Source organism: Chroococcidiopsis cubana SAG 39.79 (genome assembly GCF_003991895.1).
Lineage (GTDB): Bacteria > Cyanobacteriota > Cyanobacteriia > Cyanobacteriales > Chroococcidiopsidaceae > Chroococcidiopsis > Chroococcidiopsis thermalis.
Window position 1 is genome coordinate 40,599 of sequence record NZ_RSCK01000031.1, and the last position, 26,848, is coordinate 67,446.

Annotated in this window: 25 protein-coding genes and 2 pseudogenes; 15 read left to right on the forward strand and 12 right to left on the reverse strand. The window is 44.3% G+C overall.

Annotated features, from left to right (window positions below):
• Nucleotides 1-45: 45 nt before the first annotated feature.
• From pstC to DSM107010_RS18565, 4 genes are all read left to right on the forward strand, one after another.
• Nucleotides 46-1,026 carry a phosphate ABC transporter permease subunit PstC gene (gene pstC, locus DSM107010_RS18550; RefSeq protein ID WP_015152725.1) on the forward strand — a complete coding sequence of 327 codons (981 nt, stop codon included), beginning with the start codon at nucleotides 46-48 and terminating at the stop codon, nucleotides 1,024-1,026.
• A gap of 85 nt (nucleotides 1,027-1,111) precedes the next feature.
• Entirely contained in the window at nucleotides 1,112-2,014 is a 903-nt protein-coding gene (gene pstA, locus DSM107010_RS18555; protein WP_015152724.1) for a phosphate ABC transporter permease PstA, read from the forward strand.
• Nucleotides 2,015-2,101: 87 nt separating this feature from the next.
• Nucleotides 2,102-2,902: a phosphate ABC transporter ATP-binding protein PstB gene (gene pstB / locus DSM107010_RS18560; RefSeq protein WP_015152723.1), complete on the forward strand. Its 801-nt coding sequence runs from the start codon at nucleotides 2,102-2,104 to the stop codon at nucleotides 2,900-2,902.
• Nucleotides 2,899-3,186: a hypothetical protein gene (locus DSM107010_RS18565; RefSeq protein ID WP_127023604.1), complete on the forward strand. Its 288-nt coding sequence runs from the start codon at nucleotides 2,899-2,901 to the stop codon at nucleotides 3,184-3,186. Before pstB ends, DSM107010_RS18565 begins: the two co-directional genes overlap by 4 nt.
• 140 nt (nucleotides 3,187-3,326) lie before the next feature.
• Here the strand turns inward: DSM107010_RS18565 and DSM107010_RS18570 are convergent, their stop codons facing one another.
• Complete coding sequence (locus DSM107010_RS18570; RefSeq protein ID WP_106169118.1) at nucleotides 3,327-3,887, reverse strand: pyridoxamine 5'-phosphate oxidase family protein; 561 nt, start codon at nucleotides 3,885-3,887, stop codon at nucleotides 3,327-3,329.
• Between the two features lie 144 nt (nucleotides 3,888-4,031).
• Here DSM107010_RS18570 and trpS point away from each other — a divergent pair, with 144 nt between their 5' ends.
• Together trpS and DSM107010_RS18580 are read left to right on the forward strand one after the other, a co-directional pair.
• A complete protein-coding gene (gene trpS, locus DSM107010_RS18575) occupies nucleotides 4,032-5,036 on the forward strand; it encodes a tryptophan--tRNA ligase (RefSeq protein WP_106169119.1) in 1,005 nt (334 codons plus the stop codon).
• A gap of 63 nt (nucleotides 5,037-5,099) precedes the next feature.
• The gene (locus DSM107010_RS18580; protein WP_106169120.1) at nucleotides 5,100-6,044 is read left to right on the forward strand and encodes a methylenetetrahydrofolate reductase; all 945 of its coding nucleotides are present in this window, start codon (nucleotides 5,100-5,102) and stop codon (nucleotides 6,042-6,044) included.
• 146 nt (nucleotides 6,045-6,190) lie between these two features.
• Here DSM107010_RS18580 and DSM107010_RS18585 read toward each other — a convergent pair whose 3' ends face one another.
• The gene (locus DSM107010_RS18585) at nucleotides 6,191-7,561 is read right to left on the reverse strand and encodes a proton extrusion protein PcxA (protein WP_106169121.1); all 1,371 of its coding nucleotides are present in this window, start codon (nucleotides 7,559-7,561) and stop codon (nucleotides 6,191-6,193) included.
• A 187-nt stretch (nucleotides 7,562-7,748) separates the two neighbouring features.
• Between DSM107010_RS18585 and DSM107010_RS18590 the strand changes: the two genes are divergently transcribed.
• A complete protein-coding gene (locus tag DSM107010_RS18590) occupies nucleotides 7,749-9,995 on the forward strand; it encodes a recombinase family protein (RefSeq protein ID WP_041462754.1) in 2,247 nt (748 codons plus the stop codon).
• Here DSM107010_RS18590 and DSM107010_RS41365 read toward each other — a convergent pair.
• The 6 genes from DSM107010_RS41365 to DSM107010_RS18620 form a co-directional block, all read right to left on the reverse strand.
• Nucleotides 9,979-10,140, reverse strand: coding sequence for a hypothetical protein (locus tag DSM107010_RS41365; RefSeq protein WP_241994266.1), 162 nt, complete (start codon nucleotides 10,138-10,140; stop codon nucleotides 9,979-9,981). The two genes, DSM107010_RS18590 and DSM107010_RS41365, sit on opposite strands and share 17 nt — an antisense overlap.
• The gene (locus DSM107010_RS18600) at nucleotides 10,122-10,973 is read right to left on the reverse strand and encodes a CheR family methyltransferase (protein WP_015152715.1); all 852 of its coding nucleotides are present in this window, start codon (nucleotides 10,971-10,973) and stop codon (nucleotides 10,122-10,124) included. The genes DSM107010_RS41365 and DSM107010_RS18600 overlap by 19 nt, the downstream gene beginning before the upstream one ends.
• A 26-nt stretch (nucleotides 10,974-10,999) precedes the next feature.
• Nucleotides 11,000-12,100 (reverse strand): protein-glutamate methylesterase/protein-glutamine glutaminase, encoded by a 1,101-nt coding sequence (locus DSM107010_RS18605; protein ID WP_106169361.1) that lies wholly within the window; start codon nucleotides 12,098-12,100, stop codon nucleotides 11,000-11,002.
• A 31-nt stretch (nucleotides 12,101-12,131) separates the two neighbouring features.
• On the reverse strand, nucleotides 12,132-13,481 hold the full coding sequence (locus DSM107010_RS18610; protein WP_106169360.1) for a methyl-accepting chemotaxis protein: 1,350 nt from the start codon (nucleotides 13,479-13,481) through the stop codon (nucleotides 12,132-12,134).
• A 163-nt stretch (nucleotides 13,482-13,644) separates the two neighbouring features.
• On the reverse strand, nucleotides 13,645-14,100 hold the full coding sequence (locus tag DSM107010_RS18615; protein WP_015152712.1) for a chemotaxis protein CheW: 456 nt from the start codon (nucleotides 14,098-14,100) through the stop codon (nucleotides 13,645-13,647).
• An 85-nt stretch (nucleotides 14,101-14,185) separates the two neighbouring features.
• Nucleotides 14,186-16,579 (reverse strand): chemotaxis protein CheA, encoded by a 2,394-nt coding sequence (locus DSM107010_RS18620; protein WP_127023607.1) that lies wholly within the window; start codon nucleotides 16,577-16,579, stop codon nucleotides 14,186-14,188.
• A 164-nt stretch (nucleotides 16,580-16,743) separates the two neighbouring features.
• On the opposite strand from DSM107010_RS18620, the gene DSM107010_RS18625 reads away from it, so the two are divergent.
• From DSM107010_RS18625 to DSM107010_RS18635, 3 genes and pseudogenes are all read left to right on the forward strand, one after another.
• Nucleotides 16,744-17,103: a response regulator gene (locus tag DSM107010_RS18625; protein ID WP_015152710.1), complete on the forward strand. Its 360-nt coding sequence runs from the start codon at nucleotides 16,744-16,746 to the stop codon at nucleotides 17,101-17,103.
• Nucleotides 17,063-17,713: a chemotaxis protein CheC gene (locus DSM107010_RS18630; RefSeq protein WP_051033153.1), complete on the forward strand. Its 651-nt coding sequence runs from the start codon at nucleotides 17,063-17,065 to the stop codon at nucleotides 17,711-17,713. The genes DSM107010_RS18625 and DSM107010_RS18630 overlap by 41 nt, the downstream gene beginning before the upstream one ends.
• Before the next feature lie 58 nt (nucleotides 17,714-17,771).
• Nucleotides 17,772-19,067: pseudogene (locus DSM107010_RS18635) on the forward strand (sensor histidine kinase); the annotation flags it as partial.
• An 89-nt stretch (nucleotides 19,068-19,156) separates the two neighbouring features.
• On the opposite strand, the gene DSM107010_RS18640 reads toward DSM107010_RS18635, so the two are convergent.
• A complete protein-coding gene (locus tag DSM107010_RS18640; protein ID WP_015152707.1) occupies nucleotides 19,157-19,933 on the reverse strand; it encodes a YdcF family protein in 777 nt (258 codons plus the stop codon).
• Nucleotides 19,934-20,501: 568 nt separating this feature from the next.
• Nucleotides 20,502-21,344, reverse strand: coding sequence for a prephenate/arogenate dehydrogenase (locus DSM107010_RS18645; RefSeq protein ID WP_015152706.1), 843 nt, complete (start codon nucleotides 21,342-21,344; stop codon nucleotides 20,502-20,504).
• Nucleotides 21,345-21,459: 115 nt separating this feature from the next.
• Between DSM107010_RS18645 and DSM107010_RS18650 the strand changes: the two genes are divergently transcribed.
• Nucleotides 21,460-22,062 carry a DUF1517 domain-containing protein gene (locus DSM107010_RS18650; RefSeq protein ID WP_015152705.1) on the forward strand — a complete coding sequence of 201 codons (603 nt, stop codon included), beginning with the start codon at nucleotides 21,460-21,462 and terminating at the stop codon, nucleotides 22,060-22,062.
• A 50-nt stretch (nucleotides 22,063-22,112) separates the two neighbouring features.
• Here DSM107010_RS18650 and DSM107010_RS18655 read toward each other — a convergent pair whose 3' ends face one another.
• Nucleotides 22,113-22,967, reverse strand: a complete 855-nt coding sequence (locus tag DSM107010_RS18655; RefSeq protein WP_199755622.1) for a DUF1361 domain-containing protein — start codon at nucleotides 22,965-22,967, stop codon at nucleotides 22,113-22,115.
• Between the two features lie 227 nt (nucleotides 22,968-23,194).
• Nucleotides 23,195-23,350, reverse strand: a complete 156-nt coding sequence (gene pirA, locus DSM107010_RS39765) for an arginine synthesis PII-interacting regulator PirA (RefSeq protein WP_181245476.1) — start codon at nucleotides 23,348-23,350, stop codon at nucleotides 23,195-23,197.
• A 129-nt stretch (nucleotides 23,351-23,479) separates the two neighbouring features.
• Here pirA and DSM107010_RS18660 point away from each other — a divergent pair, with 129 nt between their 5' ends.
• The 4 genes and pseudogenes from DSM107010_RS18660 to DSM107010_RS18675 all read left to right on the forward strand — a co-directional run.
• Nucleotides 23,480-24,274: an SAM hydrolase/SAM-dependent halogenase family protein gene (locus DSM107010_RS18660; RefSeq protein WP_199755623.1), complete on the forward strand. Its 795-nt coding sequence runs from the start codon at nucleotides 23,480-23,482 to the stop codon at nucleotides 24,272-24,274.
• A gap of 3 nt (nucleotides 24,275-24,277) precedes the next feature.
• The gene (locus tag DSM107010_RS18665; RefSeq protein WP_015152701.1) at nucleotides 24,278-24,937 is read left to right on the forward strand and encodes a DUF2301 domain-containing membrane protein; all 660 of its coding nucleotides are present in this window, start codon (nucleotides 24,278-24,280) and stop codon (nucleotides 24,935-24,937) included.
• A 290-nt stretch (nucleotides 24,938-25,227) separates the two neighbouring features.
• Nucleotides 25,228-25,917 carry an ElyC/SanA/YdcF family protein gene (locus DSM107010_RS18670; RefSeq protein WP_106168249.1) on the forward strand — a complete coding sequence of 230 codons (690 nt, stop codon included), beginning with the start codon at nucleotides 25,228-25,230 and terminating at the stop codon, nucleotides 25,915-25,917.
• Nucleotides 25,918-26,266: 349 nt separating this feature from the next.
• Nucleotides 26,267-26,848 (forward strand): annotated as a pseudogene (locus tag DSM107010_RS18675) (glycosyl transferase); the annotation flags it as partial.

Genomic DNA, 26,848 nt, shown 5'->3' on the forward strand with positions numbered 1-26,848 from the left:
GTTACAGGTAACGTCTCTATATAGTTGATTTCAAACAAATGATGTATGTCAGAACCACATGTAGAAAATAATCGGCAGTTTCCTCTTAAGTCAGAGATAGATTTAACTGCATCTTCAGGAAAATTTGCGTGGTTCGACCAAGGGTTTACCTGGCTGGTATATGGCTTGGCATTTGCTATGGTAGCCCTACTTTTTTGGATTAGCTGGATTATCTTTGAAAATGCCCTGCCAGCTATTCGACAATTTGGGCTGGGTTTTTTGTGGAGTCAAGAATGGAATGTAGCAGATCTCAAATTTGGGGCACTGCCATTCATTTTTGGCACTTTAGTCAGTTCGGCACTCGCCATGTTAATTGCCGTTCCCGTGGGATTAGCAGTAGCGTTAATTACGAGCGAAGATATTTTGCCTGCTTCAGTGCGATCGCCCATTGCTTTCATGGTAGAGTTGATTGCCGCTATTCCTAGCGTCATTATCGGTCTGTGGGGCATTTTCGTACTGATTCCGTTTTTGCAACCGATTCAACAATGGCTTTACGACCATTTCGCTTGGATACCCCTGTTTAGCACTCCGCCTGTAGGCTATGGGATGTCGAGTGCAGGCGTAATTCTGGCGATTATGATTTTGCCGACAATGGCAGCAATTAGCCGCGAAGTTCTACTTGCCGTACCAAAGGAATTACGCAGTGGTTCGATGTCTTTGGGTGCAACCCGTTGGGAAACTATTTTCGGCGTGCTGTTACCAGCAGGTATTTCTGGTATAGTTGGAGCGGCAATTTTGGCACTCGGACGAGCGTTAGGGGAAACAATGGCTGTAACGATGGTAATCGGAAATACAGCACAAATCAGCCCTTCATTGTTAGATGTGGCATATACGATTCCATCTGTGCTAGCGAATGAGTTTGGTGAAGCATTAGATGGATTGCACGTCGGTGCGTTAATGTACTTAGCTTTGATTTTGTTTTTAGTCACGCTACTGGTAAATATTGCTTCAGTGGCTCTGGTAAAATTTATTAGCCGACACAATTGATTAAATTAAATAGCGATCGCTGTGATGTAAATTCATCCTGATATCTTCAATCTTTCCCCGTAACCAATTTTTAGACTCAATATCTATGAACGATCGCCCAATCGTAGAAAAGATAGATCCATCTTTGGCAGCAGAATTACGCCGTCCTTTGCCTACTTATAGAGCGGTTTTTAATAGCGGTATGACTGCGATCGCTCTGCTATTAACGGCTCTAGCTATATTACCTCTAGGATCGATCTTGCTCGAAATTCTGCTGAGGGGTGGTCAAAACTTTAGCTGGGCTGTGTTTACAAATATACCTGCCCCCGTAGGCGTAACGGACGTTCCCAATGGTTTTGGTAATGCGATCTTGGGTACTTTAATGATGGTAGGTATTGCTTCGGCGATCGCAATTCCAGTAGGAGTGCTGACAGGGATTTTCTTATCTGAATTTGGTAGAAATACAGCTATTGGCAGCTCGATCCGATTTATTATTACTATTCTCACGGGTATACCTTCAATCATTGCAGGTGTATTTGCTTACGGCGTTTTGATCTTGAACAAAGTTACGCAATTTTCTGCTGTAGCTGGAGGTTTTGCCCTGGCAGTCATCATGCTGCCCATCGTAGCGCTGACGACGGAAGAAGCTTTGAAACTGATCCCCAATCACCAACGCTTGGGTTCCGCCGCCTTGGGCGCAAATCGTCTGCAAACAACCTTCCGCGTTGTCGTTGCTGCGGCAATTCCCGCCATCACTACAGGCGTTTTACTCGCTGTTGCCCGCGCCGCTGGTGAAACAGCACCGCTACTATTTACCGCTTTATTTAGTATTAGCTGGCCCGATGGATTGTTTAATCCTACCCCCTCGTTATCCGTCCTGATTTACAACTACGCTAACTCTCCCGACCTTGGGCAAAACCAGATGGCATGGACTGCGGCTTTAGTTTTAGTAGGACTAGTTTTATGTATTAGTATTATCTCGCGTCTAGCAACCAGAAGAAGACAGTGACTAGTGGCTAGTGGCTAGTGGCTAGTGACTAGAAGCTCTCCCTTGTCCTCCTTGTCTCCCGACTCCTGACTCCCGACTCCCCAATCCATGAATTACACAAAATCAGTAGCAACAAATTTAATTCCAGCGCTGCGAGTGAAAAGCCTAAATTTTTTCTATGGCACTCGTAAGGCGATCGATAAGGTGACAATGGATATTTACCAAGGACAAGTTACCGCGATTATCGGTCCTTCTGGCTGTGGTAAATCGACTTTTATTAAAGCCCTTAACAGAATTAGCGAACTGGAAGGTAAAGTTAAAGTTGAGGGTCAGGTAGAGTTTTTCGGTCAAGATATTTACGATCGCCGTGTCAACCTGAATCGCCTGCGCCGCGAAATCGGCATGGTATTCCAAAAGCCTAATCCTTTCCCCATGAGTATTTACGATAACGTGGCTTATGGTGTAAGAGCGCAGTCTCGTCCGTCGCGGATGCAGTTGGATGATATCGTTGAATCTGCTCTCAAGGGTGCGGCTTTGTGGGATGAAGTCAAGGATAATCTGAAAAAATCGGCTTTGGGTTTATCAGGCGGACAACAGCAGCGTCTCTGTATTGCTAGGGCGCTAGCTGTCAAACCTAAGATTTTGTTGATGGATGAACCTGCTTCCGCCCTCGATCCGATCTCGACGATGAAGATTGAGGAATTAATTCACAGTTTGCGCGGAGAACTGACGATCGCGATCGTGACTCACAATATGCAACAAGCCGCCCGCGTATCTGACTATACGGCATTTTTTAGCACGGATGAGAGTCGGATCGGTCAGATGGTGGAGTTCGACGAAACGGAGAAAATCTTCTCCGAGGCTAACGATCCTCGTACTCAGGATTATGTGGAAGGTCGTTTCGGTTGAGGATTATTGTTGCGATATTATTACTTTCGTTAGCGATCGCGTTTCCTGCGGCTGCTAGTGTTTGTCGGACTCGCGACGGACATCAGATCTGCATTCTGAGTATTCAACGCAGTGCTAAAAATTATTGGGAATATCGGGCAGATGTCAGTGTAGATGGTGTGAAAGGGGGTACGGAGGTTTATAATTGCCGCGATCGCGTTAAAGTTCAAAAAGATCGGGTTGTGCCTTTTAGATCGGACGATCCTGGCGATCTGGTCTGTAGTTTTTTCAAGCGATCGTCATGACCGTAGGGGCGGGTTTATCGACTAGATTGACTAAATTCGGAGTTGCTTTGTAAACCCGCCCTCACAAGTCACGTGTCATGTCACGCAAAGGCGCAGAGGCGCAAAGGGTTAGCGAGGGATCTGGGTAGTTGCAAATATATCTACGAAGGTTCTTTAGCTGCTAGGGGTGTGGGTAAGCCGTCGATACTGACAAGGTTTTTTTGCTTTTGATAGTCTTGTAATCCCTGTTCGCCTTTTTTGTGCGCCCACTTGATAAGGTTTTCTCGTTCGCCTTGGTGTTCGTATAGCGGTACGCCAAAGCCGCAGGATGTCTGCACGCGATCGATCTCGGCGACGATAATTTGGCGCGTTCCTGGTGTCGGTGGAAACAAGGAGTGTAGGTTATCCCACTCAGCACGATCTGGTAATACTGTATAGCCTGTGCCGTAAAGTCGCAGAATGGACGGCGAACCTTGAAAGGCGCAAAACATGAGAGTGATGCGCCCGTTTTCTTGTAAATGGGCTGATGTTTCGTTTCCGCTACCCGTTAAGTCTAAATAAGCAACGCGATTGGGGGAGAGAATGCGAAAGCTGTCTAAACCTTTGGGTGAAACGTTAATATGCCCAGTTGAACTGATGGGTGCAGTCGCTACAAAAAAGATGTGTTGGGTAGCAATGAATGCTTGTAGTTCGTCCGTAATGCGATCGAAGACTTTAGCCATTTTTGAGAATCAAGCGCGTATTTTTCGATTCTATCAGTCGCGATCGCGTGCCGAGAGCGGGAGAAAATGGGAAACTAAAGTAAATAGACCCACACCACCAACAAAATCCCTTCCATACCCAGTTCAAGTTCAAGTTAATAATTTATGGCGATGCGCGTTCTTTCAGGAGTTCAACCAACTGGCAATCTACACTTAGGTAATTACTTAGGAGCAATTCGCAACTGGGTAGAAGGACAAAGCCAGTACGATAACTTTTTCTGCGTGGTAGACTTACACGCCATCACCGTACCGCATAATCCGGCAACCCTAGCAGCCGATACTTATACGATCGCGGCGCTTTATCTAGCCTGTGGGATCGATTTAAAGTATGCCAACATTTTCGTCCAGTCCCACGTTTCCGCCCACAGCGAATTGACATGGTTGCTCAATTGCATTACACCCCTCAACTGGCTGGAAGACATGATCCAGTTTAAAGAGAAAGCCATTAAGCAGGGGGAAAATGTCAATACTGGTCTGCTAGACTACCCCGTTTTAATGGCAGCAGATATTTTGCTCTATCAAGCTGATAAAGTCCCAGTGGGAGAAGATCAAAAGCAGCACTTGGAACTGACGCGCGACATTGCAGCGCGATTTAACTATCAATTTGCCCGCGAAAACCCAGTGTTGAAGTTACCAGAACCTTTGATTCGGGCAGAAGGCGCAAGGGTGATGAGTCTGACAGACGGAACCAAAAAAATGTCGAAGTCAGACCCCTCAGAGTTGAGTCGAATTAATTTGCTGGATACACCAGACCAAATTCAACAAAAAATTAAGCGCTGTAAGACCGATCCGATTCGCGGCTTGGTATTCGACGACCCCGAAAGACCGGAATGTAATAATCTTCTGACTCTTTATATGCTACTATCTGGCAAAACCAAGCAGGAGGTTGCGGCAGAGTGTCAAGATATGGGCTGGGGACAATTTAAACCACTGCTAACCGAAACAGCGATCGCTGCCCTTAAACCGATTCAAGATAAGTACAACGAGGTAATGGCAGATAAGGGATATCTAGAGTCAGTATTGCGCGATGGCAAGCAAAAAGCAGCCGCGATCGCTAACGATACCCTGAGCAAAGTTAAAACAGCTTTGGGCTTCTCCGTACCGCTTTAGAGTGAGTCAGGTTTTCAGGGTGCAGTGCTATAACCTATACCTAATAACTAAAACTGAAATCTGATGCATAATACAACCCGTTTAAATTCATTTCGCAAAGCCGTTAAAGCCAGAGAGTTTTTAGTGACAGCTGAAGTTGCCCCTCCCAAGGGTGGCGATCCCAGCCACATGCTCCAAATGGCGCAGGCGCTTAAAGGACGGGTACACGCAGTCAATATCACAGATGGTAGCCGTGCCGTAGTACGGATGTCTTCTTTTGCCTCATCCGTTATTCTCTCACAGCAGGGGATCGAACCGATTTGTCAAGTTGCCTGTCGCGATCGCAACCGCATTGGTTTAGAAGCCGACTTGCTGGGCGCACATGCCCTGGGCATCCACAATATCTTGGCTTTAACTGGCGATCCTGTCAAAGCAGGCGATCGCACTGATGCTAAAAGTGTCTTCGATTTAGAGTCGGTAAGGCTGCTACAACTGATCGGCAAAATGAATCAAGGCTTAGACTGCGATGATAAACCTTTGACAGATGGGGCGACAGATTTGTTTGTCGGTGCGGCTGTCGATCCGCAGTGCAAAAGTTGGTCGGGATTGCAAAGTCGCTTTGAACGCAAACTAGCAGCAGGGGCGCAGTTTTTCCAAAGTCAGTTGATTACTGATTTCGATCGCCTAGAAAAGTTTATGACTCAGATTGCAGGTGGTTGTAACAAGCCAGTTTTAGCAGGTATCTTCTTATTAAAATCGGCTAAAAATGCTCAATTTATCAATCGCTGCGTTCCTGGCGTAAACATTCCCGAACATATTATCGATCGCCTTGCCCAAGCCAAAGAGCCTTTAGCAGAAGGGGTAAAAATTGCTGCCGAACAAGTGCAAATTGCTCGTCAACTTTGCGACGGCGTACATATGATGGCAGTGAAACGAGAAGATTTGATCCCCCAAATTCTCGACTTAGCAGGAATTCCTCCTGTTGTCAGCTACAGTTTGCCATCTCAGGTAGTTAGTTCGCTCAGATGAAATAACGCTTACAAATCAGCCTGCCTCCGCAGGCTATTTTGTATGTATTTCAATCATCTAAAATAACCTACAAATTTTTGTCTTTTCAGTGCATTATCTAACGTATCCTACAAATTTTTGACTTTTGCCTTTTGACTTTTATCCTACTATTCGTTCATATTGCGGTAAGTCGCTACAGCAGAAGGAGAAATTCTGTTGAGATAACGGAAAATCCAGTATTTAAAAATCGTGTCGAGAATTACGGGAAATGTCGCGATAAATAAGAAGATAAAATCATGATTTTCTGGTAATCCTAAGTGTCTGGACACGCTAGATAAAATCACTTCCCAACCATGAGGAGAGTGGAATCCAACAAATACATCTGTAAATAAAATAATAATAAATGCTTTTGCACTATCGCTTAAACCGTAAACAATTTGATCGAAAAACTCTTTCAAAACAGCGAGTTCTCGCTTACTCATGAGTAGCAGCCAGATAAAAGCACCAACAGAAAGTAAGTCAGCAAAAACATTTTTAATTGCATTGGAACTTTCAGCACGGAATTCCTCAGCAATTTCTGCTACCCTCTCTTGCAGCCTCTTTTCAATCTCAACTGCAGAGAGTTCTTCACCTCCATTTAGAAAACTTTGAAATTTCAATCTTTCCTCAGACTTCCGCATCTCTTCTAATGCTTTTTCTTCCATTTCATAGTTGAGGAACATCGTAGCCTGTTCGGGATTGCGGAAGCGATCGACAAGCGGTCCAATCACTAAATTTTTTGAAATTTGAAAAGTCAGAAAAGGAACTATAACTAGTAACAATACTAATCTAACTGAAATGAGAGTTCTTCTTTGCGAAGTACGAAAATTTTTGACAACTTCTTCTTCAGCGCTCGGATCTAATTCTACTTTCAGTCGGTTCAGGGTACTTAAGATCGAGCGAGGTAATACACCTGTCTCTTCGGTTTTACTACTAGGTTTATTATTTTTCTCTGAATTTTCAATAGAATTGGAGCGAAGTCTTTCTTGAGTACTTTGAAGATCTCGGTTATTGAAAACTGCATCCGGTCGCATAACTTGAGGCTTAATCGCGGGAAGATTTTCTTTTTTTTCTTCCTGATATCTCGATGCGATCTCATCAATAAATCTAAGTTTTTCTAAAATTAATGATGGATTATTTTTCTGTTGTATAGCAAAAGAATCCCTGTTAAAATTTATCCCATCTTGCCTAGATAATTTAGTAATAGTTTGATTGGGATCTCCAAAAATAGTACGACTGGCATTAAACTCAACGAGTCTCATGCGAATCGTTTTCAGATGTTTTTTCAGATCTGACTCAAACATCGCCATCGTATTGCGTCCGAAACTGGCATATTCTGGTGAGATTTTCCGACCACCAAAATGCTCATCTTCGATCGTCTTAATTAGAAGTGCAGCTTTGTAAGCTTCATCGAGCGATCGCTCTGGCGTGTCAAAATACCACTGTTGGGCAGAGCGTAAGAAAACATAAATTTTTTGCGTCCAACTATAATTTCTCATCGCCAGCCTTGAGTCAAGTTTATAGTGGTTAGTGGCTAGTGGCTAGTGGTTGAATTCTGATCTCTAGTCACCAGCAATCGCTCGCTAGTCACTGATGACTGATAACTGGTCACTGGTCACTGATTAACATACCGGGTATATTAACAAATCTCCGAGGATAGAGTTAGTGCGAATTATTTCGGTTTGGATGGTTGGTTCTACTCGCAGCGGCAAAACGACTCGTTTAGTCGAACAGTTTTGTACGTGGTTGCAAGCAGGCGATCGCCAACAGTCCCCTGAGAGACGACAGCGCTTATATCCTCATCAAGGAGAACCAGCAGTTTTAGTCTTAGCAGCAAATGACGATAATCGGCGGGAATTACGAGATCGATTAGCGGCAGCAACAGATGGTAAATATCCGATTCGCGCTAAAACCTTATTAGGTTTTTTTCAAGATGAAGTCACTTTATTTTGGCCCCTGCTGCTCCAGATTTTGGGGCTAAAAGCTCAGTTTCCCGTGCGTTTGCGCCCAGAAACCGAACAGGAATTAGCCACGCGCCTGTGGCGACAGCAGCTAGATGAAATTCCCCGTCCAGCAGGGGTAAGCGAGTCTCGTTGGGTGCGTCGCCTACTGGATATCTTGCAGTTAGCAGCAAATAGCGGCACTGCGATTGAAGATGTGGGGTCTATTCTCGCAGCACTGGAAGAGGGACAAGAGGAAAAGAGAGCTGAGGGAGAAAAACCACGCGCCACTAGCCACCAGCCACTAGCCACTCTCCCGACTCCCGACTCCCTAATCTTACAGTGGCGCAATTGGTGTTGGGAGAGGGGGTTTTTGACTTATGGAATCACGACAGAACTCTACAGCAAGTATCTTTTAGGCGATCCCTACTATCAGCAGCATTTACTACGACGCTATCGCTACATTCTGGCGGATGATGTCGATGATTATCCAGCTATAGCCCGCGATTTGTTTGAGTTTCTCCTCGACCGAGGGGCGGTTGGTGCGTTTACTTATAATCCCGATGGAGCCGTGCGTTTGGGACTAGGAGCCGATCCCGAATACTTGCAAGGCTTAGCAAAGCGCTGTCAGATAGAATTTATCCAACCTTCCTCGATCGCGCTGGCTGACGATTTGGCAACGCCAGTAGTAGAGTTAGTCACGGAACCACTGGCACTGTTTTCGCTACCAGAATCAGTGCAAGCAATCCAAACCATATCGCGGGGCGACTTACTGCGACAAACTGCCGATTTCATCATTCAAGCGATTAAATCGGGACAGATTCAGCCGCAGGAAATTGCTTTAATTGCGCCTGGTTTAGATGCGATCGCCCGTTATACCCTAGTAGAAATTCTGACTAAACACGGGATCTTTGTCGAATCCCTGAACGACCAACGCCCATTGACAAGTTCTCCGATTATCCGAGCCTTACTCACCCTCCTCACCCTCGTCTACCCAGGTTTAGGACGTTTAGTCGATCGAGATATGGTAGCGGAAATGTTAGTAGTATTAAGTACGAGACGAGAGGCAGGAAAGCAGGGAATAGGGAGCAGGGGGAAGAGAGCTGAAGGAGCCCAGGGAGCTGAGGGAGCAAGACAAGTCACTCCTTACTCCTCACAAGTCACAATTGATTCCGAATTCCGAATTCCGAATTCCGAATTCCAAATCGATCCTGTCCGTGCTGGCTTGATTGCCGACTACTGCTTCCAACCGCACCCAGAACATCCAAATTTACTCCCAGCAACTACTTACGATCGCTGGGATCGCTTGGGATATGCGGCAAGTTTAGCTTATGCTCAGATCGTGCAGTGGATTGAAGATCAGCGATCGCAGCAAGAACAACGGCTTCTCCCCAGTCCCATTGTTCTACTCGATCGCGCTATTCAGAAATTTCTCTGGCAAGGTAGTAACCTTCCCTACGACCAGTTAGCAGCATTACGAGAATTACTAGAGACTGCTCAACACTATTGGGAAATCGATGCGCGGCTGCGGCAGTCTGAAGGGATCGATACTCCTGCTCACATTACGATCGCTCAATTCATTCAACTGCTACGACGAGGTACAATTACAGCAAATTCTTATCCCGTGCGTCCGATTGGTACTGCTAGTCGTGCTGTCACCTTAGCAACAATCTTCCAATATCGTTCCAGTCGGCGGTTTCATCGCTGGCAATTTTGGTTAGATGCAGGCTCTCCCTTGTGGTCGCGTGGTGGTGCGGCAACTTTATACGGTGCGCCGTTATTTTTACAACATCGCTTCGGTCGCCCTTGGACGGCGGAGGACGATTTAAGCGCCGATACGGAAAGACTGCGACGAATTTTACGCGATTTATTAGGGCGTGTAGGAGAAAGAGTTTATCTATGTCACAGTGATTTAGCCGCCAACGGGCAGGAACAGAACGGTACTTTGTTATCTTTAGTCAACTCGGCAATTCCAGTTATAAACAATGGTTGATGGTTGATGGTTGACCGCTCCCTTGTCCCCCTTGTCCCCCTTCGCCCCCTAATCCCCACTCCCTTCGGTCGCGGGGAAGAGCGAGTTCCCCCTTCTCCCCCTTGTCCCCTGCTCCCTGATAAATGTTCACCGCAAACGATAGCATACGCCTCCTTCCTGCTGTATTCGTTCAAACGATTCATCTAGATAAATTGTGGTTTCACTACCACCGAGAAATAAGTAGCCGTCCGGTCTTAATTGCTGTCTAACTTTTTTGAGAGTGGATTTCTTTGTATCAGTATCAAAGTAAATCAACACATTTCGCAGGAAGATAACATCCATTGCTGGCATTGATAACCACGGATGAATAAGATTGATTTGACGAAACTCAACCATCTGGCGGATTTGGTCTTTAATCTCCCAGTTCTGCTGCTGTTGCTGAAACTGAAAGTATTTCTCTCGTAGATCGGCGGGCAATCCGCGCTGAATTTCCCACTGCTTGTAGCGACCTTGACGGGCGCGGGCAAGGATCTGGCTAGAAAAGTCGCTGGCAATTATCTGCAAATCCCAAGTTGTTAGTAGAGGAAAATGTTCGCGGATCAGTATCGCAAGGCTATAAGGTTCCTGACCGCTGGAGCAAGCTCCACACCAAATCTTAAGCGATCGCTCTTTTGCCCGTCGCGAGATTAATTCTGGTAGCGTGAAATTTTTGAGTACTTCAAATGGATGACGATCGCGGAAAAATGATGTTTCAGTGATGCTCAGTGCCTCGATCGCTCGGACATGCAAATTGCCAAATGGCTGCGATCGTAAATGTTCTACAAAACTATTTAAGGAATCAAATCCCGCTGTTTCTGCTATTGGTTTTAAGTGTAGCTCTGCTAAATAGTCTTTACTGGCATCCAGCACAATCGCCGAATGTTGATAAACTAGTTGACAAAGATACTGAAAACTAATTTTACTAATGTCTGTTGTCTGTTTGTTACAGACTTTGAACATTGCGATCTAAAAATATTAACTATATTTTAGGTATTATTACACACTTGGCGGATCGTTTCATCTGCCATTTGGTCGATCGGCAGCACTCGGTTAGCAAGTCCGGCATTAGCTACAAACCCCGGCATTCCCCAAACTACGCTACTCGCTTCATCTTGAACTAAAACTCGCCCCCCAGCCTCGCGTAGCTGCTGGCAACCCCGCAATCCGTCTTGACCCATACCTGTTAAGACAATTGCGATCGCGCTTGCACCAAAGACTTCTGCGACTGAGCTAAATAAGACATCGACGGAGGGACGGCAGGAGTTTTCTGGTGGCGCTTGGTGGGTGACTAGGCGCACAACCTTGCCATCCCGTTGCACGGCGAGATGAAAATCTCCTGGGGCAATCCAAACCTGTCCAGGCTCCAGCACTCTCCCTGAAACAGCTTCAGCGACTTTTAAGCGGGACTTGGCAGCAAGCCGTTCTGCTAACAGTTGAGTAAACATTGGTGGCATATGCTGCACGATCGCAATTGGTACGGGAAAATCTGCTGGCAGTTGCGATAGCAACACGGCTAGAGCGTTTGGTCCTCCGGTAGAAACGCCGATGGCGACGATTTTGGGAGTCGGGGAGAAGACAGCTGGGGGATCTGAGGGAGAAAAATTACTGCAGGCTCCTGACTCCTGACTCCTGACTCCTGACTCCTGTGTTTTGACTTTTGACTTTTGACTTTTGACTTGCTTTGTCCCGAACAGTTTTATTTTCGGCACTAAGTCGTCAAAAACATGTTGGCGGATAGCTTCGATATTGCCTAAGTGACTCGGCTTGGTAGCATAATCTGATGCACCTAGAGATAGAGCATCCAAAGTTGCGATCGCCCCTGCGCGGGTGAAAGTGCTAAACATGATGACAGCTATATGGGGATAGGTCTGCCGGATCGCTGCTAAAGTTGCTAAGCCATCCATGTCTGGCATTTCCACATCCAAAATCACCACATTAGGATTGAGTTGAGCAATTTTTGCTAGTGCAATGCGACCATTCGCCGCTACTCCCACCACTTCCAATTCTGGATCTTCAGCTAGCAGCTTACTCAGGCGGCTGCGCACAACCACTGCATCGTCAACTACGAGAACTCGGATTTTTGGCATTAGTCATTTGACAATTTAGTCAATGAAATGATTAGTAAATGAACTGATTTACGACTTTTTGCAGTTGGGCAGCCATACGAGCTAGTTCGGCAGCTGCTTGGTATGTATTACTAGCACCTGCGGTTGTAGCTTGAGCGTTACGGGCAACGATGCCAATATTTTTGGCAATATCAGTAGTCCCTTTAGCGGCTTCGGCAACGTTGCGGGAGATTTCATTTGTCGTTGCAGTTTGCTCCTCTACAGCACTGGCAATCGTATTTTGGATATCGTTAATCTGATTGATAATGTCGGTAATTTGGACGATCGCCTCGATCGCACTCTTGGTATCAGTTTGAATTGCTTCAATTCGTTGACTGATATCTTCTGTAGCGCTAGCGGTTTGTTTGGCTAATGCCTTCACCTCGCTTGCCACGACAGCAAAACCTTTACCTGCCTCTCCTGCCCTTGCTGCTTCAATTGTGGCATTCAGCGCTAATAAATTTGTCTGCTGGGCAATAGATGTAATCACCTTGATGACTTTGCCAATTTCACCGCTACTTTGCCCTAATTTGGTAATTGTATCGTTGGTGCGATCGGCAGTTTTAACGGCTGTATTAGCTACCTGCGCTCCTACGGCTGCGTTTTTAGCAATCTCGCGAATGCTGGCGTTCATTTCTTCTACTGCTGTAGCGACGCTGGTAGCATTGGTACTCACTTGTTCGGCGGATGCGGAAGCAGATGTTGCTTGTTCGGCAGTTTGAGTCGCGTTTTCTGCCATTTCGGTGCTTACTGCTGTCGTTTCTTCCGCAGCAGAAGCGACTGTAGTTGATATATCGGCAATCTGTTTCATGGAAGCTTTGAGATTGGCGATCATCTGATTGACGCTCTCCGTCAAGTTCTGAAACTCCCCTGCATTTTGCGCTTCAATTTGTTGAGAGAGATTACCCTGAGATATAGCTGATGTCACATCAGCAATGCTTCTAATCTGCTCTGCGAGATTGGCAGACATTGCATTTGTATTGTCGATCAGCTCTTTCCAAGTCCCAGCAGCACCCTCAACGGTAGCACGAGCATCTAGTTTGCCTTCGGTTCCCAGTTCTCGCGCTACCCGCGTCACTTCGCCCGCAAAAAGATTGATTTGAGCTACCATTTGATTAAACTCTTGGGCAACCTCACCTAACCCATTTCCTTCAGACAAACGCACGGTTAGATCGCCATTTTTGACCGCTTGTATAGCTTTTAATAGCGGTTTTAGTTGGGCTTGATTATTATTTCTTTGTCTCGTACTCGTTCTAGCTTTACTAACTGTTTGAGTTGCTTTTCTATTTGGCAATCTTTCGGAATTTTCTGAAGATTCCAAGCTTTCTGTAGCCGATTGATTAGATTTATTGACATCAGCCATTAGTAGAACTTCCCCCTTGCTAATTTAAATTTTGAGTATGCGATGCATTCTCTGCACCTACCATACAAGAATCCGCTCTGCGTCTTTGCGCGGACACTTTAACTCAACGGGGGATACCCCCGCACGTAAGTGTCCTTGGCTTTGCGCGACCAAAATCGTTAATCTAAACTTTTAAAACTTTCTCAATATCTAAAATCATCAAAAAACCTTGTGATAATGAATATGCACCTCGTAATAATTTTCGCATTTGACCTGCTAGCGTAGCGGGTGAAGATTCAAACCGATCTGATGTAAACTCCAACATATCGCCTATGTCTTCTACTAGCAAGCCAGCAATCTCATCCTTAGTCTGAACTATAATGTTATGAGCCAAAAATTCTTCATCTAACTCTGGATCGGAGGTAGAAGATAGCAAGCTCTGACCCATTCCTAGCCTACATTGCAAATCGATTATCGTCACAATTTTTCCGCGCAGATTAATTAAACCACAAATATCAACAGGCGCAAGGGGTACGGGATTTATCTCAGGAACCCGAATGACTTCTTCTACCTGTTTGATGTCAATCCCAAAATGAATTTTGTTAATAAAAAAAGTACAATATTGCTGAACTTCAGTCATGTTTATATAACTCTATTTAAGTTAGAAAATGTTTGCAAGGATGTCATTTGTCATTTGATTGTCGATCGCTGATAACCGACCGCTGTTAACTGTTAACTGATTGAAGTAAATATGGATAGGCAATTTGAACTATTGTATGCAGGTCGAGAATTTCGGTAACTTGACCCTGAATAGCTGCCAAATACAGGATACCGGATCGAGTCGCATGACCCGCGATCGCCAATGGTTCCTCAACAATATCGAGAATGCGTTCTACTACCAAGCCAAGGCTGCGCTCTCGATCTAGCTCCACAACAATGACTTGCAGTTTATCATCTTTCCCATTTGTAGCCTCCCTTGCCCAGGACAGTTGAGGAGATATTGCCCCCCTTGTCAAGGGGGGTTGGGGGGATCTGCTTTCAGGGAAATCAGAGGACAATTGAGGAGATATTGCCCCCCTTGTCAAGGGGGGTTGGAGGGATCTGCTTTTAGAAACATCAGAATTACCAAATATTTGATGCAAGTAAATCAAGGGCAAAATTGTATTTCGGTATTGCACCACTGGTCGAGCTGCCACAATTTCCACCGCGATCGGATCGAATTCTTCTAAACGGAAAACCTGAGACATCAGCAGACCCATTCGTGCGCCCGATCCGCCATGAAAAAGCAAGATCGATTGGCGATCGCCCGTGCGTTCTTCTACTGCTGTAGCTGTAGCGATCGCCAGTTGCTGCTGTAATTGCGAAGTAACTCCAGCACAATTTGCTAAACCAACGGCATCGATAATTAATGCTATTTTGCCATCGCCAAGAATTGTTGCTCCAGCAAAAGCTGAGACATCTCGCAGTTGTTTGCCCAAAGGTTTGACGACAATATCTTGGATATCTTGAATTTCATCGACAACTAAACCAAAGCAGTAATTGTCCGCATTGATGACAACTATATTAATAATCTCTGCATCGGCTCTTACTGCCTGTAGTTGTAATGTTTGATTGAGATAGACCAAAGGCAATAATTTGCCACGCAACCTATATACAGGAATATCGTAGAATGTTTCAATCTCAAGTAAAGATGTCTCAACTTCCAGTTGTACTAATTCTTGAATGCTTACTTGAGGAATGGCAAAACGATGGTTCCCACTATCAGCAATCAAGGCAGGAATAATTGCCAGCGTTAAGGGAATTTTCAGCTTAAATTTTGTTCCTTGTCCTACCTGGCTATCAACCTCAACCTTGCCATCGATCGCATCCAAATTAGTTTTCACCACATCCATCCCTACACCCCTTCCAGATAGATTGGTGACTTGCGCTGCTGTCGAAAAACCAGATACAAAAATTAAATTCAGTGCTTCCGCTTCGCCGATCTTTTCTGCTTCCACTGCACTGAGAATTCCAAGTTTTTGCGCTTGCTGTTTGAGCTGTTGCGGATCGATCCCGTTACCATCATCGCTAATTTCAATCTTAACAGTGCCACCTTCATGCCAAGCATGGAGAGCAAGCTTACCCTGAATCGGCTTCCCGCGACTGCTGCGAATTTCAGGCGTTTCAATTCCGTGAGCGATACAATTGCGAACAATATGAGTTAAAGGGTCTTTAATTGCTTCTAGCACGCTGCGGTCTAGTTCCGTATCCGCACCATTCATTTCCACTTGCACCTGCTTTCCAGAGGCGATCGCCAAATCGCGGATCGCACGAGGAAATTTCTGCCAAATCGTGGCGATCGGTTGCATCCGAGTTTTCAGTACCTCTTCCTGTAACTGAGTCGTCACTTGATTCAATCGTTGGCAAGTCTCAGTCAAGTCTGAATCTGGCACAGTCTCGGCAAATCGTACCATTTGGTTGCGAGCCAAAACCAACTCACCCACTAAATTCATCACGCGATCGAGCAGTTCCACATTCACCCGAATTGTAGAATCTGATGGGTTGGTATTTGGTAGTTGGTAGTTGGTAGTTGGTTGTTGGTTGTTGACGGCTGACGGTTGACAGTAGAGAGTGACTGGTGACTGGTGGCTAGTGGCTAGAATTGGTTCCCCCTCTCCCTTGTCTCCCTTGTCTCCCCCCTCTCCCTTGTCTCCCTTGTCTCCCCCCTCTCCCTTGTCTCCCCCCTCTCCCACACTCCCTACTCTCTCCAACGCTGCAATGAGTGCGGCATAATCGCCATCTCCCTCATTGCCAGTCGCTTCAATTTGGGCTAAGATTTGGCGAATTGCATCGACAGTTTGAAGTAAAATACTGACAATCTGGGGATTGAGAGTGAAATGCTGTTCCCGCAATTTTCCTAGTAAATTTTCTCCTGCATGGGCGACTGATTCTAGTTTGGGCAACGGTAAAAAACCGCAGTTACCTTTAATTGTATGGAGGGCGCGATAAATACGAGTTAAATGTTCGGAATTTGCAGAATTATCTTCTAGATTGAGAATAACTTGCTCGATCTGATTCAGATTTTCGTAACTTTCAACTAAAAATGCTTTGATATCGTCATCGATTTCGAGTGACTCCATGACTGATAGGAATTAAATACATCGTATATTTGATAGCCTATACTACACTGACTCTAGGTAGATGTAAATTTGTCTTTTGCTATTTGTCGTCGGTGAGTGATGCGTGAAATACTTTCTGTCGATCTTTTCGATAATATGATAGGTAATAGCTTAGAAGATCGGCAATGATATCTGTTTTGATAGTTGATGATGCTGCATTCAGCCGCCGGATGATTCGCAAATTTTTGCAAGCTGATGGCTATGAGATTTGGGAGGCGACTAACGGTAAAGAAGCATTAAGTATTGTTCGCGATCGCGCTCCAGATTGTTTAGTAACAGACATTCTCATGCCTGACATGAATGGGTTTGAATTGCTCCACACTTTAAAAGAACAGGGATTGGCTATTCCCACAATTATTATCTCGGCAGATATTCAAGAAAGTTCTCGTCAGCGAGGATATAACTTAGGAGCAACTGCTTTTATCAATAAGCCACCAAAAGAAGATGAGCTACGCCAGACCGTCCGACAAGTTTTTAGCTTCTAGAGGATCTCTCGTGAAGCAGTTGACAGAAGACCAAATTGATGCAATAAAAGAATTGATTAATATTGGCGTGGGTCGAGCTGCCAGTCTCTTAAATGAAATGGTTGGTTTTCCCATCTGCCTGGAGATCCCCTTCATTCAGGTATTGACTGTTGAAGATTTGCAGCAAGAATTAATTGCTAGATTTAATAGTAACTATTTAGCTACTGTAAGGTTGGGATTTACTGGCTCTATTAATGGCAGCGCAGAGCTAGTATTTCCTACCGAGAGTGCATCAACACTCGTATCTATTCTCACAGGAGAAGATCTAGGCTCTCCCGATCTTGATGCAGTAAAAATTGGCACTTTAACTGAAGTGGGCAACATTGTCATTAACGGGGTAATCGGTTCGTTGGGCAATCTGTTGAAGCAGCGGATGAATTACTTAATTCCTACATACACGGAAGATACTGTAGAAAATTTATTTGCTGCTGTTGAACCAGATGACTCCACAATTGTATTGGCGCAAGCAAGTTTTACAATTGAACAGCTTCAAGTGATTGGCGATCTTATTTTTATATTTGAATTGCAAACGTTCGACCAACTCATTGCAGCGATCGAAGAAGTGTCATAGTTATTAGAGATACAAGTTTAGCGCTGAATTTTTTTGCGATCGCCATTTATTTTTGAGTATGCAGCAACTGCAACAAGCCCAGCAGAATTTTAGTATTCTAGACCAAGTACCTTTAGGGGCTTGTATTTTGCGTTCGGATCTAACGATCTTGTTCTGGAATAGCTGCTTAGAAGAATGGACTAAGCTATCTAGAGCTGAAATGTTAGGGACTTGTATCGGCGATCGCTACCCCCACTTTCATCAAACTCAGTATGCCAACCGCTTGCAGCAAATATTTCAAGGGGGACCCCCCACAATCTTTTCTTCTCAGTTACACAAACACGTCATTCCCGCCTCTCTACCCCAAGGGCAAATGCGCATTCAGCATACAACTGTCACCTCGTTACCTGCTTTAGAGGGGGATGAGTTTTACGCCCTATTATCAATTCAAGATGTGACAGATCTCACATTTAGAGTCCAAGAATATCGCCAGATGCGCGATCGAGCATTGGTAGCTCAGGAAACAGCAGAGAAAGCAAACCGCGTTAAAGACGAGTTTTTGGCGATCGTCTCCCACGAGCTTCGGTCTCCTCTCAACCCAATTTTAGGTTGGTCGCGACTGCTGCGAACAAATCAGTTAAATCCTGCAACAATCGATCGCGCTCTCGATACCATCGAACGCAATGCCAAGCTACAAGCACAATTAATCGAAGATCTATTAGATGTCTCCCGCATTCTGAGGGGCAAGCTGAAACTTAATTGGGAAATAGTCGATCTGGCAAATACAATTACATCTGCCTTAGATACCGTAGTTCTGGCAGCAGAAGCAAAATCAATTCAGATTGGACTCAGTTTGAACCCTAATGTAGGAATGGTGCGGGGTGATAGCAGCCGTCTTCAGCAAGTTGTATGGAATTTACTTTCTAACGCAGTTAAATTTACCCCATCTGGCGGACAGATAGAGATCTCGCTCGCACGAGTGGGGAGCAGGGACGAGCTGGGAGCAGGGAGCAGGGACGAGCTGGGAGCAGGGGGAAGAGAGCAGAGGAGCAGGGGAGCGGAGGAGCAGGGGAGAATCACAACCAATTACCCATTACCCATTACCCATTACCAACTACCAACTACCAACTACGCCCAAATCCAAGTGAGCGATACAGGTAAAGGCATTAGTGCAGATTTTCTCCCCTACATATTTGAATATTTTCGACAGGCAGACAGTAGCATGACTCGCGCCTACGGCGGTTTAGGACTTGGTTTAGCGATCGCTCGTCAATTAGTCGAGCTACATGGCGGTACAATTTGGGCAGAGAGCCACGGTGAGGGTATGGGGGCAACATTAACGGTACAGTTGCCGATTTATGAAGGGAGCAGGGAGTAGGGAGCGCACGAGCAGGGGAGCAGAGGAAGCAGGGGAGCAGAGCGGAGGAGCAATTCTAGCCACTAGTCACTAGTCACTGATAACTGTCAACCGTTTGCTGCTTGCTGTTGAGCTATGTACGGGTTTTGCTCCATTTCTGCATTCTGAGGCTGCCAGTATCCTTTGATACCATAGTTAAATAAACCCATGTATTCGTAGAAAATCATCATTGCCCTTCTTGTGGGTGGCAAGTTTGCAGGCAAAGGAGTAGGACGGGGAAAAACGGTGAACCCCAGACTGCGAAACGTTAGTAGCGATCGCATCATATGTGGCGAGTCCGTGATCAAAACGATTCGCTTCACTCCCATCGGTTGCAACATCGCCGCTGTAAATAGTGCGTTCTCTTCTGTTGTCTGAGAACAACTTTCGGCTTTCAATACTGACTTGGGGACTCCTTCCGTTTTGAGCATCTTCACAATATCTGCTCCATCCCCTGCACCACTGGCAAAAATTAGGGGAGCGCGTTTGCTTTTCCACAGGTCAGCAGCAACCTCTACTCTAGACTTTCTCATGTACGCACCGCGACCTAAAATCACGATCGCATCTGCTTTCCTACCCGGATCTTCAGGTAAAAAGGCAATTAATCCCTTACTGGCGATCGCGACTGTAGCCGGAAAACTAACAAGAAAGTAAGCTACTAGCGATAAACTTCCCATCACCAACATGTAACGCTTCCAACGCCATTTGGGAAAAAATTTGACTAGCAGAATGAAAGCTGTTAGCGGTATGACAACCAGTACGGGAGTCATCAGCCAGTGGGAAAGCGTTGACTTCAAGACAAGCCACTGGCTCAGAGGACGAGCGCATAAAGCAGGGTCTAGCATTGAAGTTACCCTCAGCAGTACAAATACTTACTATATCATTAAGCTATGTAAACATACTAGATAGATTTATAACTTTTCGCTACGAGTTATAAACCTTAGATCTACTGTTATTTATCTGTAAATTTCAGTGTTGCAATATACATAAATTACTAAATTAAGAATACAGAAGATGGGAGACAAAGCATTCCCAAATTTAAGACCTCCTAGCCTCTTTTTATGTTCCTGCATTTTCGAGAATACACGTATCGATTTATATTTATGTAGTTATATAAGCATTCTTAGGAATACAATATAATTGCAACCTGCAATCTACCATCGAGCTTTTAGCAGTCAACCGAAACTATTTGCGATCGCTGCCAAATTTCTTCTATTGCCGATCTCGCCCAGTACTTTCTATAGCTTCCGAGCGGATTTAACTTATCTTTAATGAGTAGAAATCAGAAATAAGTCTAGAGATGAATTTGATTTCACTCCAGATTGAGAGATTGTGGAATTGGCAGTTCAAGTGATGAATCTGCCAAAAGTGACTAAAATTTTACCTAATATCTCGCAACTCAAAAGTGTGACATTACTCTCGGAGAAACTTTGGTCTAGCTAGCTGAGTTGAATTTAATTGTTTTTCTAAAGCTTGCCAATCTTCTCGTACAATTAATTGCGCGATCTCATCTAATCGATCGCGATATTGTTGTAGCGATCGCAACAACTCTGGGCGATTGTACCGCGCCATCATCACTCCTAATTCAGGGCTACCACCTCCAACGCGACTTGTATCGCGAAATCCAGAACTAGCAAGTTGTTGTGCTAATTCCAGCACTGCTGGGTTAGGTTCGCTGGCACAAGCAGCAATTAAACTGGCGCTAACCATGACTGGTAAATGAGAAATCCAACTGACGGCGCGGTCGTGATCGGCTGGGTGACAATGATATATAGTAGCTTGGAGCGAGCGCGCTAATTGCTCGACAACCTTCACGGCTGTTGGTGGTGTAGTATCAATCGCGGCGATCGCATAAGGTTTGCCGATAAATAATCCTGTTTGGGCAACTTCAATACCACTTTCGGCTTTACCAGCCATTGGGTGTCCGCCGACAAAATTGTGCCACAAAGGGGCGATCGCGTCTACAATTGGGGCTTTTACCGAACCGACATCGGTTAAAACTGTTGCTGGATCTATGTGGGGAATCAGTTGTTCTACGGTAGGGCGAATCGCTGCCAAAGGAGTGCAGATAAAAATAACTTCTGCAGTTTTGAGACTGGCAAGATCGGCGCTAGCCCGATCGACAGCACCACAAGCGATCGCCTGGGCGCAAGTAGATTCGCGCCGACTGACACCGAAAACTTTGTGTCCTTGCGATCGCCAGTCTAAGCCCAACGAGCCTCCAATCAACCCCAGTCCGATAATACCGATATTCATGACTTGACAATTTTGCTTCCGATCTTACCGTCAATTCCCTTAAATCTAGCGATCGAGGGGGAGAAAGATTTGTGAGAGCGCGATAAATTGAGTAAGAAGATATGGAGGGAAGATTATGAATTCATGGCGCGATCGGATTAATCGAATATCAGGGCGGACTCGGTTTGTTGGCTGTCGGATATTTCTCCATCTTGCAGGGCAAGAAGTAGCACCGCTATTAGGAATTCTCAACCGTCAGGCAAGGGAAGCCATAGACGCTGACGGCGATATTGAAGTCGTAGGTGAAGGTTTGGCAGAAATTTGTCAAAGCTTACTGCAATATGACGAGTATTGGCTCTCTGGGGCAAACGAAGGCGATGTATTCTGGGATGAAGGTGCAGCCAGCGACTATTTCAACGAATTATTTACCGATTCTGCCCAACGCTACTTAAGCGAACCAGATTTAAGTTCACCCGCTACTACAAATGAAGCTTTTTCCTTGCCCGTTACCCGTAACTTAGTCGTCATGCTGAGTGTAGTTTATGACGGAGAAGTACCGGAATTAGAAACTAATCTGGCAGATATAAATGCGATGAAAGCTGGATTAAAAGCCCTGATTAATCTTCACTATCAAAAAAGATTGTGGGCAATTCAAGTCCAGTTTTCTCCCGCTCAATTTGGCGAAGAACTGACGAACGATCAACTATTACTACATTTTCCCGAATTGGTTCCTTTATAAAAGGAATAGAGCGTAAAAGCAATAGAGACGTAAAATTTTGCGTCTCTACTTTACAACGAATCGATTTTGCCTTCTTCGCGAGCAGAAATAGCTTCTAGACGATTTTTTCCCATAATTCTAAGCGTAATCTGCTTCATCAGCCAGTACAAACCCGTAATAACTGCGAAGGTAACAATCATAATAACAACCGGACGTTTGCCGAATAAATCTTCAACTACAGCAGTAAGGAGAATATCGGGTTGGGTGATAAAATCCCAACTATTAAACCGCAAAAATCTACCTAAATAGACTCCTATTGCACACAAAGCGTGAGCGATCAGCTCTGTGCCCAAAATCCACGTACTTTTACCAATTCTTTGTAAATAAGACCCCAGGTTAATTAAAGATAGTACGTATGCCTCAAATCCAGCTCCCATAAATAATACATATACTGGGATGAGAACCAAAGTAATTAGCCAAACTGAGTGAATATCTCTAATATCTCGATATAAATGAATGATATCAGTTAAAACATACGGTGCGTTCGGTAAAAAAGCAAAAAATACTAAAAATAAAATTGACCAGTTAAAAGTTTGCCAATGCTCTCTAGCGGATGAGATAAATAAGAGATATAAAGGAATACAAACTAAGGGTACGACCCATATTAGCTCGGATGTAACGATACTCATATTGAAACGTAATATATTAGTTAAAACATGACGCGCACTCGGTAAGAAAGTCAACAAATCCAAAAATAATAGCCAAAATAGCCAACGCCGCTTTTGACTTCCTCTAAGAAATAGCCACGCACTCAAAGTTAAAGGAACAAAAGCTAGAAACAAATTCCAGCTCATCCAACGATTATTTTTAGTTAGTACGTGCCATACGTCTGTCATCACGGCTGATAGATCCGGTGGCATAGGCATATCCTCAGTTAAGTTGGTGTTTGAGTAGGAACTTTAACCAACCAGTATAGCTATTCCCAATTGATGCTTAGTGTTCTGAACGCGATCGCGCGGATAGTTAAATAAAGGATATGCAAACAAAAAGGATGCACTTAAGATGCATCCCGCGAATGTCAGTATTTTATCGGTTGTTTGTAATTTCTCAAGTCAGTGGCATCAAACCTTGTGACAAAAACTTAGTTGCAGCTTCAGTTGAAGTATCTCATTTCTGCTTCTAGCTGGCGGATGAGATTCTCATCTCCGTTAGCTCTGGCAACATCTAAACGATGTTGTAGACTTTTTTGAATATTCTGACGGTGAGCTTCGGCGGCTTGTTTTACAGCTTGTTGTTTATTTCTGCTCATAGAGAACATTATTTTTACTTATCTTGTTTATGTTGATTTATCCTAACATAGAGAAATTTTAGTAACAATAGCTACAGAAATAAATTTAAACATTTTTAAGACATATTCCAGCAAATGCCTGTAATACAGATGAATTCAAACCGGATTTTGACTTTAACCAGTGATTTTGGCTTCAGTGACGTGTATGTAGGAGTCATGAAAGGTGCGATCGCCCAAGTGAACCCTAAGCTGACAGTTATCGATATTACTCACGAGATCCCGCCCCAGAATCTCGCTGCGGCTAGATTTTGCTTGTTGGATGCCTATGGCTATTTTCCTGATGGAACCGTGCATGTGGCTGTAGTCGATCCTGGGGTAGGTAGCAATAGACGCGCGATCGCCATAGAATTCGAGCATGGATTCTTAGTGGGACCAGATAATGGAATTTTTAGCGGCGTATTGAGTCAAAGCCCTGCGATCGCCGTTGTAGAACTGACTCATTCTCAATACTGGCGCACTCCCCAACTCTCAAAGACTTTTCACGGACGAGATATTTTTGCCCCAGTAGGGGCGCATCTTGCGAGTGGAGTTCCCTTAAGAGAATTGGGGAGAACGATCGATCTTGCTACGCTACTACAGTTAGACTTACCCCAGTTAATCTATACTCCTACAGAAATAATTGGTTGCATCCAATATATCGATCGCTTTGGCAATTTAGTCACTAATATTCCTGGTAGCGACGTGGAAAATCGAAGTTGGACAGTACGATTAGGCGAACGAATCGTCCCAGGGTGTCAAACATACAGCAACGTCTCTCCTGAAGCGGCACTCGCCTTAGTTGGTAGTCATGGCTGGGTAGAAATTGCCATCAATTGCGGCAATGCCCAGTTACAATTGCAGCAGCATTGGGGAGATAGAGTAGAAGTGGTTATTAGTGAGAGATAAGTTATGACTCAACAAATAGTATCCGAAACATATCAAGGTCAGTTTGGTGAGTTTACAATCGATAAAAGCGATCGCCTCGGTGTTATTATCTATCGAACTGGCTTAGCGATCGCCGCCCTCAGCTTTGCAATTGGTAGTACTCTAGTTCTGTCGAACCCTCATCCCGGTGTTTTTCCAGCACTCACACCCCTATTTTTCTGTTTTTGCGGTGCGTTGGGTGTTAGCTTACTAACTATTCATATATATCTGGCAGTATTGCATCGCGTCCTACAAATATTTTGGGCGATCGGGACGATCGCCGCAGTCGCGATCGCATTGAGTAATAGTACGCCACTTGCTGTCACGGTTTACGAACATCCAATAACTTTATTGGGTGTTGGCTTTATTTTTGCAGCGCTCACAGGAATTTACTTCAAAGAGGCATTTTGTTTTAATCGGTTTGAAACTAAATTTCTCACACCTCTAGTACCAATTCTATTGTTAGGACATTTAAGCGGTATTTTACCGCTCCAGTGGGAACAAATCATGCTTGGTACGTGGGCTGTACTATTCGTTATCTTTGCCATTCGTAAAGCAGTACAACCAATTCCACCTGATATTGGTGATAAATCCGTGTTTGCTTATTTAAAGACACAAAAGACAGCAACAGTAGATAGCCAGTAGAAGTTACCCCTGCGCTAGAAAAACTCACAAAACATGGTTTGAAACTCACTTATAGCGATTCTCGTTATGATGCGATACATTCGTAGGGGCGCACATCTGTGCGCCCCTACAGATCTTGTATTTCATCGAATTGAAAAAGGCTATATCTGTAGTCCGCCTGCGCGGACTTAGTTTTTCTAGTCGCGAATTCTATTCGCCTAATCCTACTAAGTTTGAAGAGTTGACGACTGAAATCGAATTTTGGATTAAAGTAGATTCTACACCCTAAGCTATGCAAAACTACATTTTTAATGGCTGCTAAAAAGCGATCGCAATTCAAACTACTAAATATCACTCTCATTCGACAACAAGAAATATGGTTGCCTACGGTATGGGGATGGTTATTTTTGATCTTATTAACTTTAACTTTATTGACTGTCAGTATTAGTAACTTACCTTCATTTCTAGCTGTTAATCAACCAGTTAACGCTGAAGTTTTGGTCATTGAAGGCTGGCTACCAGACTATGCATTTAAAGAGGCACTAGCTAGATTTAAACGCGGTTCCTATCGCCAGATCGTGACTACAGGTATTCCGATTGAAAGAGGATGCTACTTAGCTGAATATAAAAATTATGCCGAGCTAGCAGCAGCAACCTTAAAAACGTTAGGATTAGAGTCAGAAAAAATCGTTCCCGTCCCGACACCAGAAGTACGTAAAGACCGAACTTATGCTTCTGCTATTGCTTTTAAACAGTGGTTAGAAAAGGCAAATACACCAATAAAATCGATTGATTTACTAACACTCGATTTACATGCTAGACGAAGCTGGCTGCTGTATCGTCAAGCACTAGCTTCAACCAATACTAAAGTCGGTATTATTGCCATGCCACCCATCGATTACGATCCAAAATACTGGTGGCGCTACAGTGCAGGTGTGCGGAAATTGATTAATGAGTTAGTTGCATATATTTATGCGCGTTTTATTAACTGGAATACTTAAACCAAGTACAAACAGCAATCGCCTTTGCAGCCTACAGAAGTTATTTGTGGCGATCGCCATCGGCTTCCCGTACATGATATAGTTCAAATTTTACTTCTTCTTTAAGAATGCTACGTATATTCTCGTAGAATTCAAATTTTACGTAAAATTGGTAAAAAAACAAGCCGATCGGTGTAAAGATAGTTACATTATAAATATATTTTTAAGTCTTATCTTCTGATGACATCTTTAAAAACGCCATCAGAGACAGATGCAAAGATATTATTCAAAGTTATTCAAATCAGCTAGGTAGTAATCTTCTCCGGCTGCACTTTGCAGTTGATATTTGTATTTCTAGAGGTATCCTTAGGTGGATCGTAGTCATAATTTTCGGATTGCGTGGTTGTTGCCTGTTGCGTGGTTTTATTGGCAGCCAGCGCTTTGCCAATTTACACAGATATTTCCTCAAACTAAAGTATTTACTGGACTTTTTCCTGGTTTTGCACGAGGATTTGACAACTCATTTGTAGTAGAAGTTATCGGTAAATTTCATGTGCTAGAAATGGCGCGAGAAACGACAAGCTACGGATCTAATTTCACATATCTGTCTCCCAGTATTATTTTCCACTTGCTTCGGCTTAGACCTCATGCCATATTTTCTAGTTCTTTTGGCATTTGGACAATTCTAGCACTCCTATTAAAACCGCTTTGTTGGTGGCGAGTCATCATTGCCTATGAAGGTAGTTCGCCTAGTGTAGACTATCGCAATTCAGCATTACGTTTATTAGTTCGGCGACTAATGGTCAAGCTTGCCGATGCTTGCATTACCAACAGTCATGCTGGAAAAGCCTATCTAGTAGATATTCTTAACGCTAAGGCGATCTCCAAGAAACAAAATACCTATGAGGCAGGTCGGATAAGAATATCCCATTTGGGCAAGAGGGGATTGCGT

Bases quoted from the DNA above. Each gene is read 5' to 3' on its own strand.
- DSM107010_RS18620 (WP_127023607.1), bottom strand. From the start codon at position 16,579: ATGGAGTCACTCGAAATCGATGACGATATCAAAGCATTTTTAGTTGAA.
- pirA (WP_181245476.1), bottom strand. From the start codon at position 23,350: ATGAGCAGAAATAAACAACAAGCTGTAAAACAAGCCGCCGAAGCTCAC.
- pstB (WP_015152723.1), top strand. From the start codon at position 2,102: ATGAATTACACAAAATCAGTAGCAACAAATTTAATTCCAGCGCTGCGA.
- DSM107010_RS41365 (WP_241994266.1), bottom strand. From the start codon at position 10,140: ATGCTATCGTTTGCGGTGAACATTTATCAGGGAGCAGGGGACAAGGGG.
- pstC (WP_015152725.1), top strand. From the start codon at position 46: ATGTCAGAACCACATGTAGAAAATAATCGGCAGTTTCCTCTTAAGTCA.
- trpS (WP_106169119.1), top strand. From the start codon at position 4,032: ATGGCGATGCGCGTTCTTTCAGGAGTTCAACCAACTGGCAATCTACAC.
- DSM107010_RS18585 (WP_106169121.1), bottom strand. From the start codon at position 7,561: ATGAGAAATTATAGTTGGACGCAAAAAATTTATGTTTTCTTACGCTCT.
- DSM107010_RS18580 (WP_106169120.1), top strand. From the start codon at position 5,100: ATGCATAATACAACCCGTTTAAATTCATTTCGCAAAGCCGTTAAAGCC.
- DSM107010_RS18650 (WP_015152705.1), top strand. From the start codon at position 21,460: ATGAATTCATGGCGCGATCGGATTAATCGAATATCAGGGCGGACTCGG.
- DSM107010_RS18600 (WP_015152715.1), bottom strand. From the start codon at position 10,973: ATGTTCAAAGTCTGTAACAAACAGACAACAGACATTAGTAAAATTAGT.
- DSM107010_RS18640 (WP_015152707.1), bottom strand. From the start codon at position 19,933: ATGCTAGACCCTGCTTTATGCGCTCGTCCTCTGAGCCAGTGGCTTGTC.
- DSM107010_RS18655 (WP_199755622.1), bottom strand. From the start codon at position 22,967: ATGCCTATGCCACCGGATCTATCAGCCGTGATGACAGACGTATGGCAC.
- DSM107010_RS18590 (WP_041462754.1), top strand. From the start codon at position 7,749: ATGGTTGGTTCTACTCGCAGCGGCAAAACGACTCGTTTAGTCGAACAG.
- DSM107010_RS18630 (WP_051033153.1), top strand. From the start codon at position 17,063: ATGAGCTACGCCAGACCGTCCGACAAGTTTTTAGCTTCTAGAGGATCT.
- DSM107010_RS18625 (WP_015152710.1), top strand. From the start codon at position 16,744: ATGATATCTGTTTTGATAGTTGATGATGCTGCATTCAGCCGCCGGATG.
- DSM107010_RS18610 (WP_106169360.1), bottom strand. From the start codon at position 13,481: ATGGCTGATGTCAATAAATCTAATCAATCGGCTACAGAAAGCTTGGAA.
- DSM107010_RS18645 (WP_015152706.1), bottom strand. From the start codon at position 21,344: ATGAATATCGGTATTATCGGACTGGGGTTGATTGGAGGCTCGTTGGGC.
- DSM107010_RS18570 (WP_106169118.1), bottom strand. From the start codon at position 3,887: ATGGCTAAAGTCTTCGATCGCATTACGGACGAACTACAAGCATTCATT.
- DSM107010_RS18615 (WP_015152712.1), bottom strand. From the start codon at position 14,100: ATGACTGAAGTTCAGCAATATTGTACTTTTTTTATTAACAAAATTCAT.
- DSM107010_RS18660 (WP_199755623.1), top strand. From the start codon at position 23,480: ATGAATTCAAACCGGATTTTGACTTTAACCAGTGATTTTGGCTTCAGT.
- DSM107010_RS18665 (WP_015152701.1), top strand. From the start codon at position 24,278: ATGACTCAACAAATAGTATCCGAAACATATCAAGGTCAGTTTGGTGAG.
- pstA (WP_015152724.1), top strand. From the start codon at position 1,112: ATGAACGATCGCCCAATCGTAGAAAAGATAGATCCATCTTTGGCAGCA.
- DSM107010_RS18605 (WP_106169361.1), bottom strand. From the start codon at position 12,100: ATGCCAAAAATCCGAGTTCTCGTAGTTGACGATGCAGTGGTTGTGCGC.
- DSM107010_RS18670 (WP_106168249.1), top strand. From the start codon at position 25,228: ATGGCTGCTAAAAAGCGATCGCAATTCAAACTACTAAATATCACTCTC.